The organism is Halopseudomonas oceani (assembly GCF_002903165.1).
In the GTDB taxonomy this organism is placed as follows: Bacteria; Pseudomonadota; Gammaproteobacteria; order Pseudomonadales; family Pseudomonadaceae; genus Halopseudomonas; species Halopseudomonas oceani.
Genome location: NZ_PPSK01000017.1, coordinates 18638 through 36449 on the forward strand (window position 1 = coordinate 18638; position 17812 = coordinate 36449).

The window sequence follows — 17812 nt, forward strand, 5'->3', positions numbered from 1 at the left end:
ATGAAGTATCCAATGACCAAACAGGGCGCCGAAGCCCTTGAAACCGAGCTCAAGCACCTTAAGAGTGAGCTGCGTCCGCAGATCACTCAGGCTATTGCCGAGGCGCGTGAGCTGGGCGATTTGAAGGAAAACGCCGAGTACCATGCTGCCCGTGAGCAGCAGGGTATGGTTGAGGCCCGTATCCGTGACATCGAAGGTCGCCTGTCGAATGCGCAGGTGATCGACGTGACCACCATCCCGCATACCGGCAAGGTCATCTTCGGAACCACGGTAGCCATCGCCAACGTCGATACCGATGAAGAGGTGGTGTATCAGATCGTTGGTGACGACGAAGCGGACATCAAGCAGCGCAAGCTGTCGGTCAATTCGCCTATCGCCCGCGCTCTGATCGGCAAGGAAGAAGGCGAGATCGTTGCGGTGAAGACGCCGGGTGGCGTGGTTGAGTACGAAATTGTCGAGGTCCAGCACCTGTGACCCGGGCAGCTGTCGGTAGCGATCGTCGTGATGGTGGTCGCGTGGCCTGGCAGCTGTTGCTGACCCTCTGGGTTGGTTCGGTCTGGAGTCTGCACTTTGTTTTTCTACCGGCGCTGGAGCAGTCCGGGCTGGCGCCGCTGCTGGTGGATGACGCCGCAGCTATGTTGCGGCCGGCGGTGCTGGGCCTTAGTGCGGCGGCTATCTTGGCGCAGCTGGTTTTGCTGGCACTGCGCATGCGTAGCGCGATCTGGCAGGATTTGCGGGCTCAGGTGATGGTGTTGGCGATCGTAGCGGTGGGCGCGTTTTTTCTGTTTCGCGAAGTCGGTCAGCCGCTGATGGCGATGATCAGTTACCTGGTAGTGGCGTTTGCCGGACTGGTACTGGCAGTGCAGCCGCGACCGGATGAGTCAACGGGCGAGAAGTAAGGCAAACGGGGCCGAGTGGCCCCGTTGCTTTTTTAGAGCCCCTGAAAGCGCTTCAGGTTGGACAGGTTGGCGTTGGGCTTCTTGGCCCTGCGCAGCAGGATCGCCATCTTGCCAATCACTTGGACCAGTTCTGCGCCTGTTTGGCCGCAGGCCTCGGCGATCAGTGCCTGTTTGGCATCGCGGTCGCTGACGGTAACTCTGATCTTGATCAGTTCGTGGTCGTTCAGAGCGCGGTCCAGTTCGGCCAGAACGCCTTCACTGACGCCCTGTTCGCTGATGATAACGATCGGCTTGAGATGATGGCCGATGCGTTTGAGGTCTTTTTTCTGTGCGGAGCTGAGCGCCATAATGTTCCGTATGAAGATTCAATGAGTGTTGATGCACTAGTTTAACCGGCGGCGTGGCCCGCTGCACGAGGTATTCCGTGGCACAGTCCAAGACAAGCAAGCGTTGGCTCAAAGAGCACTTTGACGATCCGTTCGTAAAACAGGCCCAGAAGGATGGCTATCGCTCGCGCGCCAGTTACAAGCTGCTGGAGATTCAGGAGCGTGACCGTATTCTCAGGCCGGGGATAACGGTACTTGACCTCGGCGCTGCGCCGGGAGGATGGTCGCAGGTCGCCTCCCGCCTGATTGGCGAGAAGGGGCGGATCATTGCCTCGGATATCCTGGCCATGGACAGTATTCCTGATGTGACCTTTATTCAGGGGGACTTCACCGAGGATGCGGTGTTCGAGTCTATTCTGGCTGCAATCGGCGATTCCCAGGTGGACCTTGTTATTTCCGATATGGCCCCCAATATGAGTGGTACGCCCGCGGTTGATCAGCCTCGGGCCATGTATTTGTGCGAGCTGGCTCTCGACATGGCTGGGCGTGTGTTGCGTCCCGGTGGGGACTTTTTGATCAAGGTGTTCCACGGTGAAGGCTTTGACGAATACTTTCGCGAGATGCGTGGACAGTTTGACAAGCTGGTAACGCGCAAGCCCGATGCGTCGCGTGGGCGCTCGCGTGAAACCTATCTGCTGGCCCGTGGTTACAAGGGCGGCGAGGGGTGATGCGATTTCCGCGAGCCGGAACCGGAGCCCGCTGCGGCGGTCAGTGAGGCTGGTGTTACATAGCGGGTTACACTGAAGCCAATGCCGAGGTGGCCTAAACTGGTGTAATGTTGGCAGGTGGTTAAAAGACTCAGCAAGGCGCCCGCGGTCGTGCAGCGGGGCAAGAGGGTAGCGAATTGAACGACATGGCGAAGAACCTCATCCTGTGGTTGATCATTGCAGCAGTGCTGGTCACCGTGATGAACAACTTCAGCGGTACCAAGGAACCGGATACGCTGAATTACTCCAAGTTCTTGGAGCTGGTAGAGAACCGCCAGGTCGAGCGCGTGACGGTGGACGGCTATATCATTACCGGTCGCGAGCGCAGCGGTGAAGCCTTCAAGACGGTTCGTCCGGCTATTCAGGATAATGGCCTGATCGGTGACCTGCTGGACAACGATGTCATCATCGAAGGCAAGCAGCCGGAGCAGCAGAGCATCTGGACCCAGCTGTTGATTGCCAGCTTCCCGATCCTGATCATCATCGCCATTTTCATGTTCTTCATGCGTCAGATGCAGGGCGGCGGCGGTGGCCGCGGCGGCCCTATGAGCTTCGGCAAGAGCAAGGCGCGCATGCTGTCGGAAGATCAGGTTAAAACCACCTTTGCTGACGTTGCCGGTTGCGACGAGGCCAAGGAAGATGTGCGTGAGCTGGTCGAGTTTCTGCGTGACCCGGGCAAATTCCAGCGTCTGGGTGGTCATATTCCCCGTGGCGTCCTGATGGTCGGTCAGCCCGGTACCGGTAAAACCCTGCTGGCCAAAGCTGTGGCCGGTGAGGCCAAGGTGCCTTTCTTTACTATCTCCGGCTCCGACTTTGTCGAGATGTTTGTCGGTGTAGGTGCGTCCCGTGTGCGTGACATGTTCGAACAGGCCAAGAAGCACGCGCCGTGCATTATCTTTATCGACGAGATTGATGCCGTCGGTCGCCACCGGGGTTCCGGAATGGGGGGGGGGCATGACGAGCGCGAGCAGACGCTGAACCAGTTGCTGGTCGAAATGGACGGCTTTGAACCCAACGATGGCATCATCGTAATTGCTGCGACCAACCGTCCTGATGTGCTTGACCCTGCGTTGCTGCGTCCTGGCCGCTTCGACCGTCAGGTGGTAGTGGGGCTGCCGGATATCCGTGGTCGCGAGCAGATTCTCAAGGTGCACATGCGCAAGGTGCCGCTGGGTGAGGATGTGAATCCGTCCCTGATCGCACGCGGCACGCCGGGCTTCTCCGGTGCCGATCTGGCCAACCTAGTCAACGAAGCGTCGTTGTTTGCTGCCCGCGCCGACAAGCGTCTGGTCGAGATGAACGAGTTCGAGATGGCCAAGGACAAGATCATGATGGGCGCCGAGCGCAAGTCGATGGTCATGTCGGACAAGGAAAAGCTCAACACGGCCTATCACGAGTCCGGCCACGCGATTGTCGGTCGCCTGGTGCCTGAGCATGACCCCGTCTACAAGGTCACCATCATCCCGCGTGGTCGCGCCCTCGGGGTGACCATGTTCCTGCCGGAAGAGGATCGTTACAGCTTGTCCAAGCGGGCGCTGATCAGTCAGATCTGCTCGCTGTTTGGCGGTCGTATTGCGGAAGAAATGACCCTCGGGTTTGATGGGGTCACCACGGGGGCGTCAAACGACATCATGCGTGCCACCCAGTTGGCCAAGAACATGGTCACCAAGTGGGGCTTGTCTGAAAAGCTGGGTCCTCTGTTGTACGCTGAGGACGAGGATCAAGGCTTCCTGGGACGTTCCAATGGTGGTGGGCTGGCTGGTGTGTCTGGCGAAACCGCCAAGCAGATCGATGAAGAGGTGCGTCGCATTATCGATGAGAGCTATGCGACTGCGCGTCGTTTGCTGGAGGAGAATCGCGACAAGCTGGACATGATGGCCGAGGCGCTGATGAAGTACGAGACCATCGACACCCAGCAGATTGACGACATCATGTCCGGTCGTGTGCCCCGCGAGCCTAAAGACTGGCAAGGTGACGACAAGTCCGGGCCGGGAGCGGTGATCACGCCAGACGACACGACGTCCAGTCAGGTTGATGGTTCCAAGGGTTCTGGCCCCATCGGCGGACCTGCCGGGGAGCACTGAGGCCCGAATGTTCTCTGACAGCATAAGCTCCCGTTTGCCTTGCGGCATTCGGGAGCTTGATCTTTCTCATACCCGAATTATGGGTATCCTCAATGTTACGCCAGACTCCTTTTCTGATGGTGGTCGCTTCAATCGCCTTGATGCTGCCTTGCAGCATGTAGAGCATATGATTGCGGCTGGCGCTGCCTTGATTGATGTTGGTGGTGAGTCGACGCGCCCGGGTGCCGAGCCGGTTTCCGTTGCGGAAGAGTTGCAGCGCGTGGTACCGGTGGTCGAGGCCATTGCTGCGCGCTTTGATGTTGTCATTTCGGTTGATACCAGCACACCTGAGGTGATGACTGCGTCTGCGGCGGCTGGCGCCGGGATGATCAATGACGTGCGGGCACTTGAGCGCCCAGGTGCGCTTGAGGCAGCGCGGGCGACCGGTCTGCCGGTGTGCCTGATGCATCGCCAGGGCGAGCCAGACATGATGCAGTTGGCTCCGCGCTATGCCAGTGTGCTGGATGAGGTGAATGCCTATCTGCAGTCAAGGGTTGAAGCGTGCGAAGAGGCTGGAATTGCTCGGGAGCGGCTGATTCTTGATCCTGGGTTTGGCTTCGGCAAAACGCTGGAACATAACCTCCAGTTGTTCGCGCACTTGCGTGATTTGCGGCCGTCGGGGTTGCCCGTGCTGGTTGGCGTATCGCGCAAAAGCATGATTGGGCAGGCGCTGGACCGTCCGGTGGATCAGCGTTTGTATGGCAGCCTCGCATTGGCTGCCCTGGCGACAGAAGCGGGTGCCGCTATATTGCGCGTGCATGATGTTGCCGAGACCGCGGATGTGGTTCGCATGGTGGAAGTGGTCAACCGCGCCCGCCGATCCTAAAAATCTCAAGCAGTAGAGTCTGTTCATGGAAAAACGCTACTTTGGCACTGATGGTATCCGGGGTCGGGTTGGCAGCTCGCCGATTACGCCGGAGTTCATGCTTAAGCTTGGATGGGCGGTTGGTACTGCGTTTCGTCACCATGGTGGGTGCCGGGTCATTATTGGTAAGGACACGCGCATTTCGGGTTACATGTTCGAGTCAGCACTGGAAGCGGGGCTTTCGGCCGCAGGTGCTCATGTGCAATTGCTCGGACCGATGCCGACGCCGGCAATCGCCTATCTGACGCGTACCTTCATGGCTGATGTGGGCATCGTTATCAGTGCCTCGCACAATCCTTTCTATGATAATGGCATCAAGTTCTTCTCGGCGGTTGGCAGCAAGCTGCCCGATAGCCTGGAGTTAGAGATCGAGCGTCTGGTGGACGAGCCAATGACGGTTGTCGACTCGGCGCAGCTCGGCAAGGTCTCGCGGGTCGAGGATGCCTCCGGGCGATACATCGAGTTCTGCAAAAGCAGTGTGCCTACCAGTACCAGCTTTAAGGGCTTCAAACTGGTTCTGGACTGTGCTCACGGCGCGACCTACAAGGTGGCACCGAGCGTCTTTCGCGAGCTGGGCGCTGAGGTCAAGGTGATCGGTGCTAGCCCGGATGGTCTGAACATCAATGAAGGTGTCGGCTCGACGCATATGGCGGCCCTGAGTCAGGCTGTGGTTGAGCACGAGGCTGATCTGGGCATCGCCTTTGATGGCGATGGCGATCGAGTGCTGATGGTGGATCATGCCGGCAACGAGGTGGATGGTGATGAGCTGCTGTACATCATTGCCCTGGATCTCCATGAGCGTGGCTTGCTGAGGGGCGGCGTGGCGGGAACGCTGATGACCAATCTCGGGCTTGAACTGGCGCTGCGCGAGCGAGATATTCCGTTCGTTCGGGCGAATGTCGGTGACCGTTATGTTATGGCTCAGCTGCGCGAGCGTGACTGGATTGTTGGTGGTGAGTCGTCCGGGCACATTGTCTGTCTGCACCATACCTCCACTGGTGACGGCATCATTGCCGCACTGCAGGTGCTCAAGGCGTTGCAGAGCTCCGGCAGGACGCTGGCACAGGCGTGTGCCAGCATGCACAAGTGCCCCCAGAAACTGATCAATGTGCGCTATGCACCTGGCGCCACGTCGCCGCTGGAGCAGTCTGCTGTCAAGGCGGCGGTAGTTGAGGCAGAGCAGCGCCTCGGTGAGGCCGGGCGTGTGCTGCTGCGTTTGTCTGGCACCGAGCCGCTGGTGCGGGTGATGGTTGAGGGGCAGGATGCCGCGCAGGTTGAGCGCGAAGCGGCTGCTCTGGCAGATGTTGTTGCGCAGATATTAAACGGATGAAAAAGGCGGTTGTGTCGCTGATGCAACTTGGTTAAGATTGGCGCCCGCTTGGGTAGAGAGGTATGGCATGCGACGTCCGCTAGTTGCCGGCAACTGGAAAATGCACGGTTCACGGCAGTCTGTAGATGCCTTGCTGAAAGCTCTGGTAGAGCAGGAATGGCCTGAAGGGGTTGAGCTGATGATTGCTCCCCCGGCGCTGTATGTTGATCGCTGTGTCGATCAGTTGCAGGGTTGCCCGGTAAAGGTGGGCGGCCAGAACTGCGCAACTCAGGCTGAGCCTGGAGCGTTGACCGGTGAGATATCTCCCGCTCAGCTGCGTGATGCAGGTTGTGCCTATGTGTTGGTTGGGCACTCCGAGCGTCGGACGCTGTTTGGTGAGACGGATGAAATCGTTCGTCGTAAGTTTGCAGCGGCCTTGGCGTGTGGTCTTCGGCCGGTTCTGTGTGTTGGCGAAAGCCAGGCAGAGCGTGATGAAGGTCGAACTGCTGATGTGGTTGGTCGGCAGTTGCAAGTGATTCTGGATGCCTTTGGCGTGGGTGGTTTGGCTGAAGGTGTAGTGGCGTATGAGCCTGTATGGGCTATCGGCACGGGCTTGACGGCAACGCCTGAGCAGGCTCAGGATGTGCACGCAATGATTCGGGCGCGACTGGCCATGCTTGATGATGAGCAGGCTCAGGAGGTTCGCATCGTGTACGGCGGCAGTGTTAAGGCAGAGAATGCCGAAGCGTTGTTCGCAATGCCGGATATCGATGGGGGGCTCATTGGTGGAGCCTCTCTGAACGCAGAAGAGTTTGGTGCGATCGCTCGCGCCGCTGGACGAGTGTAATGATTGAGACCGTGATTGTAGTGCTGCACCTGCTGGTTGCCATTGGCGTGGTTGGCCTGGTACTCATGCAGCAGGGTAAGGGTGCAGAAGCTGGCGCCTCCTTTGGCTCCGGTGCCTCTGCTACCGTATTTGGCAGTCAGGGTTCCGGTACGTTTTTGAGTCGCGTAACCGCGGTTCTTGCAACGGTGTTTTTTCTGACCTCGCTGGGTCTGGCGTATTACGCCAGCCATAAAGCTGATGCTGCTGTTGAGGCTGGTTTGCCGGCTCCGGCGTTGCAGGTCGAACAGCAGGCTCCGGCCCTGATCGATGAAGATGTTCCGGTTCTGGAGCAGGATGTTGCTCCGCTGGATGTGCCGGATACGGTCGGCGAAGAGGTTCCGCCGGCAGTCGAATAAGCGTCGGTGCTGGCAGTAAAAGTTTTGCGGAAGTGGTGGAATTGGTAGACACGCTATCTTGAGGGGGTAGTGCCTTAGGGTGTATGGGTTCGAGTCCCATCTTCCGCACCATCTACAGGGGTCTGAATGCTCAGGCCCCTGTTTCTTTTTCAGGGGTGAATGGGTGTGCCGGTTGTCTTGTTGGCTCGGCAGACGTATAATTCACGCCCTAGATTCGACGCGGGGTGGAGCAGTCTGGTAGCTCGTCGGGCTCATAACCCGAAGGTCGTAGGTTCAAATCCTGCCCCCGCAACCAGTATCAAAGGCCCCTTTTAAGGGGCTTTTTGTTAGGTTTCTATCGCGGTTTTATTTTTGTGCAGGCTGCGATGTTAACGGTCTCTGGGCTTCGCCTGCGCGAAGCGGCCAGACTCACGATGGGCTTAAGGCCCATTTTTTATTCATGCGGCAAATATAGGCGGTGAGCGTGTCCGGCAAAGTGACTGAGTTGGAGGCCCTGCTGGTCCCGGTCGTCGAGGCATTGGGGTATACCTGCTGGGGTATTGAATATCTGTCCCAGGGGAAGCACACCCTGCTGCGCGTATATATCGACCATCCGGACGGCGTTAGCGTGGACGCTTGTGCCGCCGTCAGCCGCCAGGCCAGCGCTGTGCTGGATGTCGAGGACCCGATTTCCGGTGACTATACCCTGGAGGTTTCTTCTCCGGGCATGGATCGCCCGCTGTTTACCCTGCAGCAATATGCAGACTGCGCCGGTGAGCAAGCAAAGATCAGGCTGCGTACCCCCTATGAGGGCCGCCGCAATTTTCAGGGTGTGATTCGCGGAGTGGAGGGTGATGAAGTCATCCTGCAAGTGGACGAGCACGAGTACCTACTGCCCATCGATTCGATCGATAAGGGCAACATCATTCCGCGGTATTGAACAAATTTCGGGCTGCATAAGCCCAATGGACGGCGTTAGGCGAGGCATACGATGAGCAAAGAAGTGTTGCTGGTTGTGGAATCCGTTTCCAACGAAAAGGGTGTTCCACCCGGGGTAATCTTTGAAGCGCTTGAGCTGGCACTGGCAACGGCGACCAAGAAGCGTTACGAAGACGAAGTGGATGTGCGCGTGTCGATCAACCGTCATACCGGCGACTACGACACTTATCGCCGTTGGGCGGTCGTGGCAGACGAAAACTTCGACGATCCGGCTATTCAACTGACGCTGGACCAGGCGCAGGAACGTGATGCGGATCTGAAGATCGGCGACGAAGTCGAAGAGAAAATCGAGTCGGTCGAGTTTGGCCGTATTGCCGCGCAGATCGCTAAACAGGTTATTGTCCAGAAGGTCCGTGAAGCAGAGCGCGCGCAGGTCGTTGACGCCTACCGCGACCGTCTGGGCGAGATCATCAGCGGCACTGTCAAGAAAGTGACCCGCGACAACGTTATCGTTGATCTGGGTAACAACGCTGAGGCCGTGTTGCCGCGCGAAGAAATGATCCCGCGTGAAACCTTCCGCACCGGCACCCGTATCCGTGCCCTGCTCAAGGACATCCGCACCGAGAATCGCGGCCCGCAGCTCGTATTGTCCCGCGCCTGCCCGGAAATGATCATCGAGCTGTTCCGCATCGAGGTGCCGGAAATCGCCGAAGAGTTGATCGAGGTTATGGGGGCTGCCCGTGATCCGGGGTCGCGCGCCAAGATCGCCGTCCGCTCCAAGGACAAACGCATTGATCCGCAAGGTGCCTGTATCGGTATGCGCGGTTCACGAGTCCAGGCGGTGTCCGGCGAGCTCGGTGGCGAGCGCGTTGATATCGTTCTGTGGGACGACAATCTGGCCCAGTTCGTCATCAACGCGATGGCGCCGGCAGAGGTAGCGTCCATTATTCTGGACGAAGATACCCAGACCATTGATCTGGCGGTTGCAGAAGACAACCTGGCCCAGGCCATTGGTCGTAATGGTCAAAACGTTCGTCTGGCCAGTCAGCTGACCGGCTGGACCCTGAACGTAATGACCGAAGATGACATCCGTGCCAAGCAGGAAGCCGAGACTGGCGACGTACTGCGTAACTTCGTTGACGAGCTGGATGTCGATGAAGAAGTGGCACAGATGCTGGTTGAGGAAGGTTTCACCACGCTGGAAGAAGTGGCCTATGTGCCGATGGAAGAGCTGCTCGAAATTGACGGTTTCGATGAAGACATCGTTAATGAGCTTCGGGCACGCGCCAAGGACCGTCTGCTGACCAAGGCGATCGCCAACGAGGAGAAGCTTGAAGAAGCGCAGCCGGCTGACGACCTGCTGAATATGGATGGTATGGACCGCGCGCTGGCTTTCCAGCTGGCGGCCAATGGCATCCTGACGATGGAAGATCTGGCCGAGCAGTCCGTTGACGACCTGCTCGACATCGACAGTATCGATGAAGAGCGTGCTGCGGCTTTGATCATGGCAGCCCGCGCCCCCTGGTTTGAATAACCGGTCGGAATCGACGAGATCCCCCCTGCGGTGACGCACGGACCCGACTGAGGAGAGAAGTGAATGGCGGAAGTGACGGTCAAACAATTGGCTGATGAGGTAGGTACTCCGGTAGAGCGCCTGCTGCAACAGATGCAAGAAGCGGGACTCTCGCAGACTGGCCCTGCCCAGGCGGTCAGCGATGATGAGAAACAAACCCTGCTGGCGTTCCTGAAGAGCGCCCATGGTGATTCCGGCTCCGAGCCGCGCAAGATTACCCTCAAGCGCAAAACGGTTAGCACCCTGAAGGTAGCCGGCAGCAAGACAGTTAACGTCGAAGTGCGTAAGAAGCGCACTTACGTCAAACGCGAGCCGGCTGATCTGGAAGCCGAGCGTCAGCGCGAGCTGGAGCAGTTGCGTGCCGCTGAAGAGGCCCGTCAGCAAGCAGCCGAGGCTGAGGCCAAGCGCCAGGCTGAGGAAGCTGCGCGTCTTGAAGCCGAGGCAGAGGCCAAGCGTCAGGCAGAAGCGGCTGCGGCCGCTACCGTCGCGCAACCGGCCGTGGCTGCGGTAGAGGCGGCTCCGGCCCCGCAACCGACTGAGGCTGCACAGGCTGCTGCTGAGCACCACAAGAAGAAAGAAGAAAGCCGCCGTAAGGCGCGCGAAGAGGAAGAAGAGCGCGGTCGCAAGCGTGCGGGCGGTCATGGTGGAAAAGACAAGGCGCGTCACGCTCCGCGCATTTCGGTTGATGAAGAAGCCGAAACCCGTCGTCGTGGTGGCGGTGGCAAGCTGAAAGCTGGCAAGAAGCGCAATCAGCATGGCTTTGAAAAACCCACCGGTCCGGTTGTTCGTGAAGTTGTAATTGGTGAGACCATCACTGTTGCCGAACTGGCGCAGAAGATGTCGGTCAAGGCGGCCGAAGTCATCAAGTACATGTTCAAGAACGGCACCATGGTGACTATCAACCAGGTGCTGGATCAGGACACCGCCTCCATCGTCGCCGAAGACATGGGCCACAAGGTCAAGCAGGTTCGCGAGAGCGATCTGGAAGACAAGCTGGTTGAATCCATGGTTCACGAAGGTGAAGAAGTCAGCCGCGCCCCGGTTGTTACCGTCATGGGCCACGTTGACCACGGTAAGACCTCGCTGCTCGACTATATCCGTCGCGCCAAGGTTGCGTCTGGCGAAGCTGGCGGCATTACCCAGCACATCGGCGCCTACCACGTCGAAACCGATCGCGGCATGGTTACCTTCCTGGATACTCCCGGTCACGCGGCGTTTACCGCTATGCGTGCCCGCGGTGCCAAGGCGACCGACATCGTGATTCTGGTTGTGGCAGCCGACGACGGCGTGATGCCACAGACCGAGGAAGCGATTCAGCACGCCAAGGCTGCTGGTGTTCCGGTCGTTGTTGCGATCAACAAGATGGACAAGGAAGACGCTGACCCGGATCGCATCAAGAACGATCTGGCCGCCCGCGAGGTTATTCCGGAGGAGTGGGGTGGCGACACCATGTTCGTTCCGGTTTCCGCCAAGGCCGGTACCGGTATCGAAGAGCTGCTTGAAGCGGTTCTGCTGCAAGCCGAAGTACTTGAGCTGAAGGCTCAGCCATCTGCTCCAGGCCGTGGTGTAGTAGTCGAATCCCGCCTCGACAAGGGCCGTGGCCCGGTTGCGACCGTACTGGTTCAGAACGGCACTCTGCGTCAGGGTGACGTGGTACTGGCTGGCGTCAACTATGGCCGCGTACGGGCAATGCTCGACGAGAACGGTCAGCCGATCAAGGAAGCCGGTCCATCTATTCCGGTCGAGATTCTCGGCCTTGATGGTACGCCGGATGCCGGTGACGAGCTCAACGTTGTTGTCGACGAGAAAAAGGCCCGCGAAGTCGCTCTGTTCCGTCAGGGCAAGTTCCGCGAGATCAAGCTGGCACGTCAGCACTCGGCCAAGCTGGAAAACATGTTCGAAAGCATGGGCCAGGACGAGAAGAAGACCCTCAACGTCGTGCTCAAGGCGGACGTTCGTGGCTCGCTGGAAGCCTTGCAGGGGTCGCTGGTCGACCTGGGCAACGACGAAGTGCAGGTCAAGATCGTTTCCGGCGGCGTTGGTGGTATCACCGAGACCGACGCGAACCTTGCGTTGGCTTCCAACGCGGTGATCTTCGGCTTTAACGTTCGTGCTGATGCGGCTGCTCGCAAGATTATCGAGACCGAAGGTCTGGACCTGCGCTACTACAGCGTCATCTACGAAATCATCGACGACGTCAAAAAGGCGCTGTCCGGTATGCTCGGCAGCGATGTGCGCGAGCAGATTCTGGGTGTCGCCGAAGTGCGTGATGTGTTCCGTTCGCCGAAGTTTGGCGCGGTGGCCGGCTGTATGGTTATCGAAGGCACCGTGCACCGCAATCGTCCGATTCGCGTTCTGCGCGAAGACGTTGTTATCTACGAAGGTGAGCTGGAGTCCCTGCGTCGCTTCAAGGATGACGTTGCTGAAGTACGTAACGGCATGGAGTGCGGTATCGGCGTCAAGAACTACAACGACGTTCGTCCCGGTGACCGTATCGAGGTCTTCGAGCGTGTTCAGGTACAGCGCAGTCTGTAACAGCACAGCGGCGGGCTTCCGGCTCGCCGCCTGACATTCGCGACAAACTCCGGTCTGCCTGGCAGCCCGGAGTTTGTCGCTTGAGATGGTTAATATGGCAAGAGAATACAGTCGTACCCAGCGTGTGGCGGATCAGATGCAGCGTGAATTGGCGCAACTGATTCAGCGCGAGGTGCGTGATCCCCGTCTAGGTATGGTCACCGTGACCGCAGTTGAGGTCAGTCGTGACATGTCCCACGCCAAGGTGTTCGTCACCCTGATGAACCGCGACAGCGCCGAGGAAATCGCCCTGAACCTTGAGATCCTCAAGGACGCCGCTGGCTATCTGCGCATGCTGCTTGGGCGCGCGATGAAGCTGCGCACCATTCCTAGCCTGCATTTCCAGTATGACGAGAGCATTCGCCGTGGCGTGCACCTGTCTTCGCTGATCGAGCGTGCGGTTGCCGAGGATCGTCAGCACGACGAGAGCGACAAGGAGTAAGGCGTGGCGGGAGCGAAGAGCAAGCGTCGTTCCATCGACGGCATCCTGATTTTCGACAAGCCGCTGGGCATGAGCTCAAACGCGGCCCTGCAGAAGGTACGCTGGCTGTTCAACGCCAACAAGGGTGGCCATACCGGCAGCCTTGATCCGTTGGCTACTGGCGTGCTGCCTCTGTGCCTGGGTGAGGCAACCAAATTTTCCCAGTATCTGCTGGACGCTGACAAGGCGTATGTCACCGAGGCGCGTTTGGGCATGACCACTGCTACCGGTGACGCTGAAGGTGACGTGCTGGAGATGAAGCCGGTCAATGTTGCACTGGCTGATGTTGAAGCCGTGCTGCCGCGCTTTACTGGTGAGATTGACCAGGTGCCGCCAATGTACTCGGCGCTCAAGCATGAAGGTCAGCCGCTGTACAAACTGGCCCGCGCCGGTGAAACCATTGAGCGCAAGGCCCGCACCATTACCATCAGCGAGCTGAAGGTACTTGGTCTGAAAGGAGACCGTCTGCAGCTGGAAGTACACTGCAGCAAGGGGACCTACATTCGCAGTCTGGTTGAAGACATTGGCGCGGCGCTCGGTTGCGGCGCACATGTCGCGGCGCTGCGTCGGATCAAGGCAGGGCCATTTGACCTGACCCAGTCGGTCACGCTCGAAGCGCTTGAGGCACTGCATGCCGAGGGCGGCCCGGAGGCGCTGGATCATCTGCTGCTGCCGATGGACAGCGGTCTGGAAGACTGGCCGATTTTGGATCTCACCGAGCAGACGGCCTACTACCTGAACCACGGTCAGGCGGTACGCGTGCCCGGCAGTCCGGCGTTTGGGAAAGTACGGCTGCGCGATGCCAGTGGCCGTTTCCTCGGCATTGGCGAAATGACTGACGATGCGCGTGTAGCGCCCAAGCGCTTACTGCGCTTCGAGCCCTGAGACCCTGCGGTCTGCGCGGGCAAGTAGTCGCATAGAATTGGGCTGAATCCCCGGGCATTCGGGAGTATGATTCGGCATGGAGTTGACCCGATAGCGGGTCGCCACGAGGGTGGCTGTCAACAGGCATGGTCATTCCTCGATTTAAAACACGGGACACTGGTCCCGGCCTGTTACCTCAGAGGAAATTTGAGATGTCACTGAGTGTTGAAGAAAAAGCTGCAATCGTTGCCGAGTACAAGCGTGCTGAAGGTGATACCGGTTCTCCCGAAGTCCAAGTCGCTCTGTTGACTGCAAACATCAACAAGCTGCAAGGCCACTTCAAGGAAAACAAAAAGGATCACCACTCGCGCCGTGGTCTGATTCGCATGGTTAACCAGCGTCGCAAGCTGCTGGACTACCTGAAGTCGAAAGACCTGTCTCGTTACAGCGCTCTGATCAGCAGTCTGGGTCTGCGTCGCTAAGACCAGCCCCGTTTGGACATGGCCGGGTCCGATCCCCGGCCATGCCCAGAGTTTCCCCCAAAGGCAAAAAGAAGAGAGAGAAGACACCGTGAAACCGGTAATCAAGCAATTCAAGTTAGGCAATAGCACAGTCACCATGGAAACAGGCCGCGTTGCTCGCCAGGCTTCCGGTGCCGTTCTGGTCAGTATCGATAACGCCGTCAGCGTTCTGGTCACCGTTGTGGCCGCCAAGCAGCCCGAAGCGGGCCGCGACTTCTTCCCTTTGTCTGTTCATTACATCGAAAAGACTTATGCCGCCGGCCGTATTCCCGGCGGTTTCTTCAAGCGTGAAGGCCGTCCTTCCGAGAAGGAAACCCTGACCTCCCGCCTGATCGACCGTCCGATCCGTCCGCTGTTCGCCGAAGGCTTCATGAATGAAGTGCAGGTTGTCTGCACCGTCGTTTCTACCGACAAAACGACCGATCCGGACATCGCTGCGATGATCGGTACCTCCGCCGCTCTGGCGATTTCCGGCGTTCCGTTCAGTGGCCCGATTGGCGCTGCCCGTGTTGCGTTTGACGATCAGCGCGGCTACGTGCTGAACCCGACTTACGAAGAGCTGGCAACCTCGCGTCTGGACATGGTCGTCGCCGGTACCGAAGAAGCGGTACTGATGGTTGAATCCGAAGCGCAAGAGCTGACTGAAGACCAGATGCTGGGTGCGGTACTGTTCGCCCACATGGAATTCCAGGGCGCCATTGCCGCTATCAAAGAGTTCGCTGCTGAAGCTGGCAAGCCGGCTTGGGACTGGCAGGCTCCGGCAGAAAACACTGCGCTGGTTAACGCCATCAAGGGTCAATTCGGTGCCGGTATTGCTGACGCCTACACCATCGTCAACAAGCAGGAGCGCTACGCTCGTCTCGGTGAGCTGCGTGACCAGGCTATTGCTGCACTGGCTGGTGAAGAGGAAGGCAAGTTCGCTGCCGGTGAAATCAAGGACGTATTCGGCGAGATCGAGTACCGCACTGTTCGCGAGAGCATCGTTAACGGCAACCCGCGTATCGACGGCCGCGACACCAAAACTGTTCGTCCGCTGAACATCGAGGTTGGCGTTCTGGACCGTACTCACGGTTCCGCGCTGTTCACCCGTGGTGAAACGCAGGCCCTGGTTGTGACCACCCTGGGTACTGCCCGTGACTCCCAGCTGCTCGACATGCTGGAAGGCGAGCGCAAAGAGCCCTTCATGTTCCACTACAACTTCCCTCCCTACTCGGTAGGTGAGTGCGGTCGTATGGGCGGCACTGGCCGTCGTGAAATCGGTCACGGTCGCCTGGCCCGTCGTGGCGTTCAGGCGGTCATGCCTGACATGGAGCAGTTCCCGTACTCCATCCGTGTCGTTTCCGAGATCACCGAGTCCAACGGTTCCAGCTCCATGGCCTCTGTTTGTGGTGCCTCTCTGGCACTGATGGACGCTGGCGTACCGCTGAAAGCGCCGGTTGCCGGTATCGCCATGGGTCTGGTCAAGGAAGGCGAGAAGTTCGCGATTCTGACCGACATCCTGGGTGACGAAGATCACCTGGGCGACATGGACTTCAAGGTTGCCGGTACCGAGAAGGGTGTTACTGCGCTGCAGATGGACATCAAGATCAACGGCATCACCGAAGAGATCATGGAAATCGCCCTGCAGCAGGCTCATGAAGCCCGCCTGCACATCCTCAAGCAGATGAACGACGTGCTGCCCGAGTCGCGCAAGGAAATCTCTTCCAATGCCCCGACTATGCTCAGCATGAAGATCGATCCCGAGAAGATCCGCGACGTGATCGGCAAGGGTGGTGCAACCATCCGTGGTATCTGCGACGAGACCGGCGCCTCCATCGACATCACCGACGACGGCATGGTCAAGATCTTCGCCGCCAGCAAGGACGCCGCCAACGCTGCCAAGGCGCGTGTTGACGCCATCACTGCCGAGGCCGAGATCGGCAAGGTCTACACCGGTAAGGTCGAGCGCATTGTCGACTTCGGTGCCTTCGTCAACATCCTGCCTGGCAAGGATGGTCTGGTTCACATCTCGCAGATCGCCAACGAGCGTATCGAGAAAGTGACCGACGTACTGCAGGAAGGTCAGGAAGTGAAGGTGCTGGTACTGGACGTGGACAACCGCGGCCGTATCAAGCTGTCCATGAAGGACGTTGAAGCTGCCGAGACCAGCGGGGTCTGATCGACCTTCGTTGCTCGCAGCAATAAAAAACCCGGCTTGCGCCGGGTTTTTTTATGGTCGCGCTTCGGGGCTGCTCAATCCGGAAATACCTGCTTCCAGTCCTGCTTCATGTCGACCACGACCCAGCCGCGTTGCGGAGCCTGGTCCAGTGCTTCGCTCAGCTTGCCGATGCTCGAGTCGCGATCGTACGCCCACTCGCGCTCGGCGTCGGTGTGGTGGACGATCACGCCAAGACGGGGGCCGCTACCTGCGGTGGTCCACTGCAGCATCTGCAGGTCGCCATCGGAGTTGCCGAAGGCAGCAATCGGGCGACGGCCGATATGCTGGCTGATTCCAATCGGTTTGCCCTCCTTGTCGTCGTTGAATTCCAGCGTGCCGTCGTGCACCACGCGGGCGGCGCCGTCGACCAGTTCAAAGCGCTTGGCTACGCGGCTGCCGATGACGCGCTCTGGCGCAATGCCGTACACAGACTCGGTCCAGGGGCGCATGAAGTCGATACCGCCGCCGGAAACAATAAAGTTCTTGAAGCCGTTGTTCTGCAGATAGCTCAACAGTTCCAGCATCGGCTGGTAGACCATCTGGTTGTACGGCTTACCGGTGGCCGGATGATGTGCGTTCAGCATCCAGTCACGTACGACCTGATCGAAGGTGTCGGTATCGAGTCCGGCCTGGCTGGCCCTGACCAGTTTAACGGCGGCGTCGTGGCTGGACCCGAAAGCGCCGGCGATGTCGCCTTTGAGCATGGACGCAAAGGGCTCTTCGGTTTGCCAGTCCGGGTGTTCGGGCGCGAGCGCGCGAATGCGGTCTGCGACAAAAAACAACTGACTATAGAGCGGTTGCTCTGCCCACAGGGTGCCGTCGTTGTCGAATACCGCGATACGCTCACTTGCCGGGATGTGATGGGCTGAGTCGGGATCGGTTACGTCGTTGACGAAGGCGATAATCTGCTGACGTGCTGCAGTGTCTTGCCAGGAAGGCAGCGGCTGGCTGTCATCGGCCAGACAAGTGGTGCTGACCAGCAGGGCGAGTAGCGCAATGATTCTGTTCACTGATTGTTCTCCTGGATAGGGGCCGGTCTTGGTGCCAGCATCGGCCACTCTAGCCGAGCCTTCGCCTGCGGCAAAGCCCGAGGTTTGCGTTCGCATTCGGCTTGAGGGATGCTGGCGGCTGAGCGCGTGAAACCGAGATGCTA

At 58.9% G+C, this 17812-nt stretch carries 17 protein-coding genes and 2 tRNA genes; 17 read left to right on the top strand and 2 right to left on the bottom strand.

Annotation, left to right across the window (positions count from 1 at the left end; all coding sequences use genetic code 11):
* A complete protein-coding gene (gene greA, locus C1949_RS15070; protein WP_104739299.1) occupies positions 1 to 474 on the top strand; it encodes a transcription elongation factor GreA in 474 nt (157 codons plus the stop codon).
* Positions 471 to 899: a DUF4149 domain-containing protein gene (locus C1949_RS15075; RefSeq protein ID WP_104739300.1), complete on the top strand. Its 429-nt coding sequence runs from the start codon at positions 471 to 473 to the stop codon at positions 897 to 899. Before greA ends, C1949_RS15075 begins: the two co-directional genes overlap by 4 nt.
* A 32-nt stretch (positions 900 to 931) precedes the next feature.
* On the opposite strand, the gene C1949_RS15080 is transcribed toward C1949_RS15075, so the two are convergent.
* Complete coding sequence (locus C1949_RS15080; protein ID WP_104739301.1) at positions 932 to 1246, bottom strand: YhbY family RNA-binding protein; 315 nt, start codon at positions 1244 to 1246, stop codon at positions 932 to 934.
* Positions 1247 to 1323: 77 nt separating this feature from the next.
* Between C1949_RS15080 and rlmE the strand changes: the two genes are divergently transcribed.
* The 15 genes from rlmE to pnp all read left to right on the top strand — a co-directional run bounded on the left by rlmE (position 1324) and on the right by pnp (position 16620).
* The gene (gene rlmE / locus C1949_RS15085) at positions 1324 to 1953 is read left to right on the top strand and encodes a 23S rRNA (uridine(2552)-2'-O)-methyltransferase RlmE (protein WP_104739302.1); all 630 of its coding nucleotides are present in this window, start codon (positions 1324 to 1326) and stop codon (positions 1951 to 1953) included.
* Between the two features lie 185 nt (positions 1954 to 2138).
* Entirely contained in the window at positions 2139 to 4076 is a 1938-nt protein-coding gene (gene ftsH / locus C1949_RS15090) for an ATP-dependent zinc metalloprotease FtsH (RefSeq protein WP_104739303.1), read from the top strand.
* Between the two features lie 7 nt (positions 4077 to 4083).
* Positions 4084 to 4941: a dihydropteroate synthase gene (gene folP / locus C1949_RS15095; RefSeq protein ID WP_104739304.1), complete on the top strand. Its 858-nt coding sequence runs from the start codon at positions 4084 to 4086 to the stop codon at positions 4939 to 4941.
* A 25-nt stretch (positions 4942 to 4966) separates the two neighbouring features.
* Entirely contained in the window at positions 4967 to 6310 is a 1344-nt protein-coding gene (gene glmM / locus C1949_RS15100) for a phosphoglucosamine mutase (protein WP_104739305.1), read from the top strand.
* A 67-nt stretch (positions 6311 to 6377) separates the two neighbouring features.
* The gene (tpiA, locus tag C1949_RS15105) at positions 6378 to 7136 is read left to right on the top strand and encodes a triose-phosphate isomerase (protein WP_104739306.1); all 759 of its coding nucleotides are present in this window, start codon (positions 6378 to 6380) and stop codon (positions 7134 to 7136) included.
* Entirely contained in the window at positions 7136 to 7531 is a 396-nt protein-coding gene (gene secG / locus C1949_RS15110) for a preprotein translocase subunit SecG (protein ID WP_104739307.1), read from the top strand. Before tpiA ends, secG begins: the two co-directional genes overlap by 1 nt.
* 26 nt (positions 7532 to 7557) lie before the next feature.
* A tRNA-Leu gene (locus tag C1949_RS15115) sits at positions 7558 to 7642 on the top strand.
* Positions 7643 to 7749: 107 nt separating this feature from the next.
* Positions 7750 to 7826: transfer RNA gene (locus C1949_RS15120), tRNA-Met, on the top strand.
* 168 nt (positions 7827 to 7994) lie between these two features.
* On the top strand, positions 7995 to 8450 hold the full coding sequence (rimP, locus tag C1949_RS15125) for a ribosome maturation factor RimP (protein ID WP_170063092.1): 456 nt from the start codon (positions 7995 to 7997) through the stop codon (positions 8448 to 8450).
* A 51-nt stretch (positions 8451 to 8501) separates the two neighbouring features.
* Entirely contained in the window at positions 8502 to 9983 is a 1482-nt protein-coding gene (gene nusA / locus C1949_RS15130; RefSeq protein ID WP_104739308.1) for a transcription termination factor NusA, read from the top strand.
* A 63-nt stretch (positions 9984 to 10046) separates the two neighbouring features.
* On the top strand, positions 10047 to 12557 hold the full coding sequence (infB, locus tag C1949_RS15135; RefSeq protein ID WP_104739309.1) for a translation initiation factor IF-2: 2511 nt from the start codon (positions 10047 to 10049) through the stop codon (positions 12555 to 12557).
* 94 nt (positions 12558 to 12651) lie between these two features.
* The gene (rbfA, locus tag C1949_RS15140; RefSeq protein WP_104739310.1) at positions 12652 to 13038 is read left to right on the top strand and encodes a 30S ribosome-binding factor RbfA; all 387 of its coding nucleotides are present in this window, start codon (positions 12652 to 12654) and stop codon (positions 13036 to 13038) included.
* 3 nt (positions 13039 to 13041) lie between these two features.
* The gene (truB, locus tag C1949_RS15145; RefSeq protein ID WP_104739311.1) at positions 13042 to 13962 is read left to right on the top strand and encodes a tRNA pseudouridine(55) synthase TruB; all 921 of its coding nucleotides are present in this window, start codon (positions 13042 to 13044) and stop codon (positions 13960 to 13962) included.
* A gap of 191 nt (positions 13963 to 14153) precedes the next feature.
* Positions 14154 to 14423 (top strand): 30S ribosomal protein S15, encoded by a 270-nt coding sequence (gene rpsO, locus C1949_RS15150; RefSeq protein ID WP_088276391.1) that lies wholly within the window; start codon positions 14154 to 14156, stop codon positions 14421 to 14423.
* Positions 14424 to 14511: 88 nt separating this feature from the next.
* Positions 14512 to 16620, top strand: a complete 2109-nt coding sequence (gene pnp, locus C1949_RS15155; protein ID WP_104739312.1) for a polyribonucleotide nucleotidyltransferase — start codon at positions 14512 to 14514, stop codon at positions 16618 to 16620.
* 74 nt (positions 16621 to 16694) lie between these two features.
* Here the strand turns inward: pnp and C1949_RS15160 are convergent, their stop codons facing one another.
* Positions 16695 to 17669 carry an HAD family hydrolase gene (locus C1949_RS15160; protein ID WP_229744472.1) on the bottom strand — a complete coding sequence of 325 codons (975 nt, stop codon included), beginning with the start codon at positions 17667 to 17669 and terminating at the stop codon, positions 16695 to 16697.
* Positions 17670 to 17812 lie beyond the last annotated feature (143 nt).

What these genes read in the sequence shown, in the direction of transcription:
- tpiA (WP_104739306.1), top strand. Translation starts at nt 6,378, where the DNA reads ATGCGACGTCCGCTAGTTGCCGGCAACTGGAAAATGCACGGTTCACGG.
- glmM (WP_104739305.1), top strand. Translation starts at nt 4,967, where the DNA reads ATGGAAAAACGCTACTTTGGCACTGATGGTATCCGGGGTCGGGTTGGC.
- infB (WP_104739309.1), top strand. Translation starts at nt 10,047, where the DNA reads ATGGCGGAAGTGACGGTCAAACAATTGGCTGATGAGGTAGGTACTCCG.
- greA (WP_104739299.1), top strand. Translation starts at nt 1, where the DNA reads ATGAAGTATCCAATGACCAAACAGGGCGCCGAAGCCCTTGAAACCGAG.
- folP (WP_104739304.1), top strand. Translation starts at nt 4,084, where the DNA reads ATGTTCTCTGACAGCATAAGCTCCCGTTTGCCTTGCGGCATTCGGGAG.
- C1949_RS15080 (WP_104739301.1), bottom strand. Translation starts at nt 1,246, where the DNA reads ATGGCGCTCAGCTCCGCACAGAAAAAAGACCTCAAACGCATCGGCCAT.
- nusA (WP_104739308.1), top strand. Translation starts at nt 8,502, where the DNA reads ATGAGCAAAGAAGTGTTGCTGGTTGTGGAATCCGTTTCCAACGAAAAG.
- rbfA (WP_104739310.1), top strand. Translation starts at nt 12,652, where the DNA reads ATGGCAAGAGAATACAGTCGTACCCAGCGTGTGGCGGATCAGATGCAG.
- secG (WP_104739307.1), top strand. Translation starts at nt 7,136, where the DNA reads ATGATTGAGACCGTGATTGTAGTGCTGCACCTGCTGGTTGCCATTGGC.
- ftsH (WP_104739303.1), top strand. Translation starts at nt 2,139, where the DNA reads ATGGCGAAGAACCTCATCCTGTGGTTGATCATTGCAGCAGTGCTGGTC.
- rpsO (WP_088276391.1), top strand. Translation starts at nt 14,154, where the DNA reads ATGTCACTGAGTGTTGAAGAAAAAGCTGCAATCGTTGCCGAGTACAAG.